At 65.0% G+C, this 6,643-nt stretch carries 5 protein-coding genes and 1 pseudogene; 2 read left to right on the plus strand and 4 right to left on the minus strand.

The genetic code is table 11. From position 1 onward, the window contains the following. Nucleotides 1-96: 96 nt before the first annotated feature. Nucleotides 97-249 carry a hypothetical protein gene (locus tag RJ1_RS46555; protein WP_143048897.1) on the minus strand — a complete coding sequence of 51 codons (153 nt, stop codon included), beginning with the start codon at nucleotides 247-249 and terminating at the stop codon, nucleotides 97-99. 68 nt (nucleotides 250-317) lie between these two features. Continuing rightward, entirely contained in the window at nucleotides 318-626 is a 309-nt protein-coding gene (locus tag RJ1_RS44065; protein WP_338049599.1) for a hypothetical protein, read from the minus strand. 202 nt (nucleotides 627-828) lie between these two features. Here RJ1_RS44065 and RJ1_RS44070 point away from each other — a divergent pair, with 202 nt between their 5' ends. Together RJ1_RS44070 and RJ1_RS44075 are read left to right on the plus strand one after the other, a co-directional pair. Further along, nucleotides 829-1,815: an IclR family transcriptional regulator gene (locus tag RJ1_RS44070; protein ID WP_073370918.1), complete on the plus strand. Its 987-nt coding sequence runs from the start codon at nucleotides 829-831 to the stop codon at nucleotides 1,813-1,815. 463 nt (nucleotides 1,816-2,278) lie between these two features. Beyond that, the gene (locus tag RJ1_RS44075) at nucleotides 2,279-3,700 is read left to right on the plus strand and encodes an MFS transporter (RefSeq protein ID WP_083400511.1); all 1,422 of its coding nucleotides are present in this window, start codon (nucleotides 2,279-2,281) and stop codon (nucleotides 3,698-3,700) included. A 672-nt stretch (nucleotides 3,701-4,372) separates the two neighbouring features. Here the strand turns inward: RJ1_RS44075 and RJ1_RS44090 are convergent. Further along, nucleotides 4,373-4,744: pseudogene (locus RJ1_RS44090) on the minus strand (integrase core domain-containing protein); the annotation flags it as partial. 310 nt (nucleotides 4,745-5,054) lie between these two features. Next, nucleotides 5,055-5,900, minus strand: a complete 846-nt coding sequence (locus RJ1_RS44095; protein ID WP_073370923.1) for an IclR family transcriptional regulator — start codon at nucleotides 5,898-5,900, stop codon at nucleotides 5,055-5,057. Nucleotides 5,901-6,643 lie beyond the last annotated feature (743 nt).

Below are 6,643 nucleotides of genomic sequence, written 5' to 3' on the forward strand. Positions count from 1 at the left end.
GCTGTTCGGCAACCCGGCGTAAAACGGCGGGAGCCGCGGCGGCTCATCACGTCACACTGTGCGGGCTGTTCGAGTTCCCCGCGACCCTGCGCACGTTCACTCAACCTTCGCTGACAGCGGTGGTTCGTCGGCGTCGAGCGAGTAGAGATGGCTTGAACAGTCGTAGACCATCTTGGCCGCGACCAGGTCCTGCAACGCGGTGCCGACCGACTTGAACACGGTGACCGCGCCTGCGTCGAGGTCGGGCATGTTGCCTCCAGCTAGATCCGCAAGTGCCACGAGTTTGCCGTCGAGGGACCATTTTTCGTCGGCGGCGATCAGATCCCCGGACTCGGTGCATGCCTGGTCGGGGCGTCGCTGACCACGAGTGCGGCGCGGTTGATGACCTCGGTGTCGATCTCCCGCAACGAAGGCATGGTGGAGCCGATCGACAGGACCGTGGTCCCGGGCGTGAGCCACTTGCCCTCGAGGGCAACGCGCCCGGTTCCGACACCAGTATTGGTGGCCACCACGACGACCGGTGCAGCGGCCGCCTCGGCTGGATCGGACACCGCGACGACGTCCACGTCGAGGCGTGCGGCCATCCGCCGCAGACACCGACCTGAGAGTGATCTCCGTCCGAATATTGTCCACTGAGAGGACTAGTGTCTTCCTAATGGACAGACTATAGGATGCGGATCGTCCGTCCGCAACCCCGCAGTCCATCCGCCGAAAGGTTGCACTGCAACGGCTCTGGGGTCTTGACAAGGTCACGTGATGTGACGAGAGTCATGTCCAACAAGTAGGCATATGTCCGACTAGTGGACAGCCGTGAGAGGTGATGTTCGGATGAACGACGTCGATCCCCATGACTCCGCCAAGCAGGGGCAGTCCGCGGTGCGCGCGTTGGACCTGCTGTTCCTCATCGCGCAGACCGAGAAGCCCATCGGCATGGCCGAGGCGGCACAAGCACTGAACCTGCCCCGGTCCACGGTGTACCGTCTGGCCCAGATCCTGGTCGACTACGGCGTGGTCGTCCGTCTACCGGAAGGCCTGCTCCCGGCCCCGCGGCTGTTCCTCTTCACCAGCGGGAACCGGGCCGCCGCCAGCATGGAAGCGACCCTCGAGCCGCACCTGAACCGCTGCCGGGACCTCACGCGTGACACCGCCGGCCTCCACGTCAGGGTCGGCTGGTACCGGCGCACCATTGCGGAGATCGAGGGATTCCACGGGATCCGATGGACCCGCGGCGTCGGATACACCGCCCCACTGTGGAACGGCGCCGTCGGCTACGTGCTGTCCCTGGCGCTGAGCGACGACGAACTCGACCAGATGCTGGACCAGGCGGACCTGACACCCCTGGCCTCCAACACGCCCAAGACACCGGCACAGGTCAGGGAACGAATCGCCGAGACACGCAGTCAGGGTTGGTGTTACAGCGAGGGCGAGAGCGTCGACGGCGCCGCGGCGATCGCTGCCCCGGTGACCGCCGACGGCAAGATCGTCGCCTCCCTCAGTGTGTACGCCCCCGTCTCACGCGGCCGCGAACTCATGGCCTTCGGTGCGGAACTCGCGGAGGTCGCCAAGGAGGCATCGCAGACCTGGCAGCACTTCGCCACACGGGCCGACACTCGCGATTCCGGCTCGCAGACGTGGTCAAACATCGAGACAGACCTGCTCGCCGACGAAACATGGGACGTGACTGGAGATCACATGAGAGTGCACGGCACATCGAGCGGAGTGGCGAAGATCCTCACCGGCCGGCGATCGGTTCAGGACGAGCGGCCGGACACAGGCGGGCGCTCCGCGGATCCCGGTGGACGCGCGGCACGATAACGACGCGACACGGCAGGCCTGCGGGACATGCAAGGTGGTGGTCGCATTACTTCCAACCTCCGTCCTGATGAGAAGTATGTCGAGCGAGCTGCCGATCGCCACCTCGCCGCCCCGAAATGAGCGAAACTCCGCTCCGATCCGCAGCCTGGGACCTGCCCTGGGCTAGCACATCGACGAAGTTCTCTCGAGCAACTCGGCCTGGCCCAAGACTAGTTCGCCAGTCTGCAAAGCCCGACTGTCATTTGACTCCGGCGGGCGAATGTCCCAATCGAACCCATCAAGTCCGGCACAACAGCATCCGATCGGATTCCGACATCCGACCGAGGACCCGTCCTACCTTGAGGCCTCGCTCATCGCCCGCTCGTCAACGCGCTGACCGGTGCTGCAGGGTTGCATCGCAGAACACTGGCGCTGTCCCCGGAGCCCACCTCATCTACTCAGGTCTGAGAAGGAGATTTTTGATATGACCACAAAGGAAACTGCCGCGCACGCGGATGACATCGGCGGCAGCACGAGGATCGGCCTCCACGTGAGCGCCCGTACTGCCTGGAGCGTCACCTTCATGGTGATGGTCTTCCAGATGATCAACTATGCCGACAAAGCGGTACTCGGCGTCGTCGCCCGGCCGCTAGCCGAGGACCTCGGACTCTCGAATGCGGATATCGGGCTGCTTGGCAGCGCCTTCTTCATCCTGTTCTCGGTCACCGGCGTGATCGGGGGCTTCGTTGCAGACCGCGTCAAGATCGTCTGGATGCTGCTGGGTATGGCGGTGCTGTGGTCGTTGCTGCAGGTCCCGATCATGTTGATGGGCTCCTTCGGAACACTGATCGTGTGCCGCATTCTGCTCGGCGCAGCGGAGGGGCCGGCCGCTTCTCTGAACAGCGTTGCGGTCTTCGGATGGTTCCCGAAGAACAAGCGGGGGCTGCCCGCCTCAGTAGTTAGCACTGGCGGGGCGCTGGCAAAAGTCCTTATGCTCCCTGCACTGGCGGTCATCGTCGCAGCATACGGCTGGCGGGCGGCCTTCTTCAGCATGGTTGTCATCGGCTTGGTGTGGTCCGTGGTGTGGTTCGTCGTCGGAAAGGATGGTCCCTACTCGGTCAACACGGCCCAGGACCGCGCACGGTCATCGGACGATACCGGCAAGGTCACGCGGGTCAGCTTCTGGCGCATCGCGGTGCGGCCTACCTTCTGGGGCGGGGCACTCGGCATGCTAGCGGTCTATGGCTTCGTGGCGGTTGTCCTGACCTGGCTTCCCTCGTACTTCGAGCAGGGTCTCGGGTTCAGCCGACTGAACTCGGGCTTTCTTTTCGCTCTACCCAGCATCACCGGTGTGAGCGCGCTGCTGCTCTCGTCCATCGTCTCCGATCGCCTAGCCAACCGCGGTTTCTCCGTCCGGATCGCCCGTGGCGGTGTTGCAACGATCTCACTCCTGATCTGTGGTGGCATGCTAGTGGTGCTACCCGATGTGGCCGGCACCTGGACCGCGGTGCTCCTCGTGGTCATTGCGTACGGTGCCGGGTATGCGACCGTCCCGCTTATGCACATCGCGGTCAGTCACATCTGCCCCGAGCGGCAGGTGGCCTCGACCGTCGGCGCGTTCGTCGCGTTTTACCAGGTCGCTGGGTTGTTGGCGCCGTGGCTGGCAGGTCGCATCATCGACGCTGCCCCAATCCCCGTCGAGGGATACCGCACCGCGTTCCAGGTGATCGGAATTACCGCGATCGTCGGGGCCGTGCTGATCGCACTGACCGTCGACCCCGACCGCGATCGTGCCCGGATCGCGGCGATCGACCCGTTGACCCATGCCGACGGGGACGTCGACGATGCAGGGCTCCTATCCGCGCCAATCGACGGCACGACACGGCCGGACCGTGCCACAGAGTAGGTGTCTGTCGCGTCGATCGTCGCGGTAGAGATGGAGGTGTGGGTGATCGAACCGATCGCGATCCGGCCCGAACTCGGCACTTCGCTGCCCGCCATATCGAAAGCTTGTGGGCTGTGCGTCAGACTTTCTACGGCGCGGCTTCTTCCGGTGAGACGGATCGTTCTGGACTCAGTCGATTAGTTTGCCGGTCCCCGGCGAAAGCGTGTCGTCGAGCGCAGGTGCCGGTGGCCGAAGAACTTTCGCACTGCCGACGAACTTTCGCACTGCCGACGATCGAAACGACGAATCCCTCGGCGATTGATCTGTTGGTCAGCTCGCAGACGGGCCGGGTTCGGATCAGGTTGGACCCACACCGGGATCAGGACTGCAACGGCACTTATGAAGGTGTTCGCGGGTTCGGCAGTGCCAGGATTGGTCCTGGTGCTGTCGGCGTCGTCGCCAGTGCAACCAGGACCGGACGTGCTCGTCGGGGTGGGCGTGTCGCAGGATCAGATGCACGAGCAGGCGCCGGATCTCCGGTGTCGTGTAGCTGATCCTGCCCTGATCATCGATCCCGATGACCGGGGGTGGCGTTGGCGGTCGTCGGCTACACCGTGTTCGCGGTGAACCCGTTGCAGGCGGCGCGCTTCCGGGAGCGCAGCAGTTCCTCGGGCGCCATGAGCGAGGCCGGCCACGCTCGAAGTCGATCGGACAGATCTGACCGAGAGTAGAACGCCTCGTTCGCTGTTGTAGCGCGTGATCCAAACGGAAGACGGCGGCGCGCGCCCCACCCGCGCTGTTCCAGCGCTTGCGGCCCTGCAGTGTCTCCCGTTTCAACGTCGCGTTCAACGATTCGGCAGCCGCATTGTCCGCCGACGTTCCGACCACACCCCGCGACCGGGTCACCCCCAGTCGCAGCACAGGTCGGTGAAGTCCTTGGAGACATATTGGGCGTCATTGCCAGAGTGAAATATTGCCCCCATCTAGCCCGGCGGCACCGCGCGCGGCGGGCCCCCGCAGCGCGTCGGTGACCAGCTCGGTGCGCATGTGTGGCGCGATCGACCAACTTTGCGTGAACCCGTTGTGGCTCTGGACTAGCGGGCGTGTAGGACGCGTTTGCGAAGCAGGTCGAGGTTGGCCCGTCCGCGCATCGCGCGTTTGAGCATTTTAGAGAAGTTGCGTGGAATCTGGCCGTGGGGACGATCATGTCACCTCGGTGCTGACCACGGAACTGAGGAGATGGCTCGAGCGGCGCGGTTGTGTTGAAGGACAGGTGGCCGGTGCTGGGCTGGCATGTGTAGGCGGCCGGGGTAGCTGCGGCGGTGGACCGATCTCGCTGATTGGGAATGCAATCCCGACGACGCCTGCATCAGTCCTATGTTTCGTCGGCGAGCAGGTCTGTCTCGATGTTTGACCACGTCTGCGAGCCGGAATCGCGAGTGTCGGCCCGTGTGGCGAAGTGCTGCCAGGTCTGCGATGCCTCCTTGGCGACCTCCGCGAGCTCCTCACCGAAGGCCGTGAGTTCGCGGCCGCGTGAGACGGGGGCGTACACACTGAGGGAGGCGACGATCTTGCCGCCGGCGGTCACCGGAGCAGCGATCGCCGCGGCGCCGTCGACGCTCTCGCCCTCGCTGTAACACCAACCCTGACTGCGTGTCTCGGCGATTCGTTCCCTGACCTGTGCCGGTGTCTTGGGCGTGTTGGAGGCCAGGGGTGTCAGGTCCGCCTGGTCCAGCATCTGGTCGAGTTCGTCGTCGCTCAGCGCCAGGGACAGCACGTAGCCGACGGCGCCGTTCCACAGTGGGGCGGTGTATCCGACGCCGCGGGTCCATCGGATCCCGTGGAATCCCTCGATCTCCGCAATGGTGCGCCGGTACCAGCCGACCCTGACGTGGAGGCCGGCGGTGTCACGCGTGAGGTCCCGGCAGCGGTTCAGGTGCGGCTCGAGGGTCGCTTCCATGCTGGCGGCGGCCCGGTTCCCGCTGGTGAAGAGGAACAGCCGCGGGGCCGGGAGCAGGCCTTCCGGTAGACGGACGACCACGCCGTAGTCGACCAGGATCTGGGCCAGACGGTACACCGTGGACCGGGGCAGGTTCAGTGCTTGTGCCGCCTCGGCCATGCCGATGGGCTTCTCGGTCTGCGCGATGAGGAACAGCAGGTCCAACGCGCGCACCGCGGACTGCCCCTGCTTGGCGGAACCAAGCGGATCGACGTCGTTCATGCGACTGCACCTCTCACGCGATTTCCTGATACGAAATGACGGGTGACCCGACTGCGGTGTCTGCACACGGGTTCCCGGCGCAGCGTAGCGGAGCCGGGACGGCGGGTGATGGTCAGGTTGCTGGGGTGCAGGGCACGGTGTAGCCGAAGCGGGTCGGCCCGATGCGGTTGCGGCTGACCGAGTGGACGTGCCGGACGAAGTAGTCCGGTACCGGGGTCGACGAACGTGGCCTGATCGTCGCGAGATCAACTGGTCAATTCTCAAAGGATTGGGGAGTGGGACGGTGGTTGTCACCAGCGGATTGACCTCACCGCGATCGGCCGCGGAACGTCGGTGGAGCTTGGAGGAACGTTCTGCAGGTACAGGCCCAGCTGATCGCCGGGGCGGAAGCCGAGTTCGCGGAGGCAATCGGAGATGCCGTCGCTCAGTTCGTCGGCCTCACGGTAGGGCAGCGTGCCCCGAGAAAGTTCCCGGCCGGGCCGCCCGGCGACGACGCTACCGCCTGCGCAAACATCTCAGTGATGGTCCGCGGCGCCACCCAGACCGGTCGCCCTGGTGATATCAGTCGTACTGCGCCAATCGCGGCCTGTCGTTGTACCAGCTCATCGCCTCGCCTCGCACCTGCGTCTTTCCACCGCTCCGTCAATTGTGCTTGAGTGACCGGCTCTACCGGCGGCGGGCGGTCACCTGGCATGCCGGTGATTCCGCCAATCCCTGTGGGGTGGGCTCAGGTGCCGAAGAGT

Origin of the sequence: Rhodococcus jostii NBRC 16295 (assembly GCF_001894825.1) — a bacterium.
GTDB lineage: Bacteria > Actinomycetota > Actinomycetes > Mycobacteriales > Mycobacteriaceae > Rhodococcus_F > Rhodococcus_F jostii.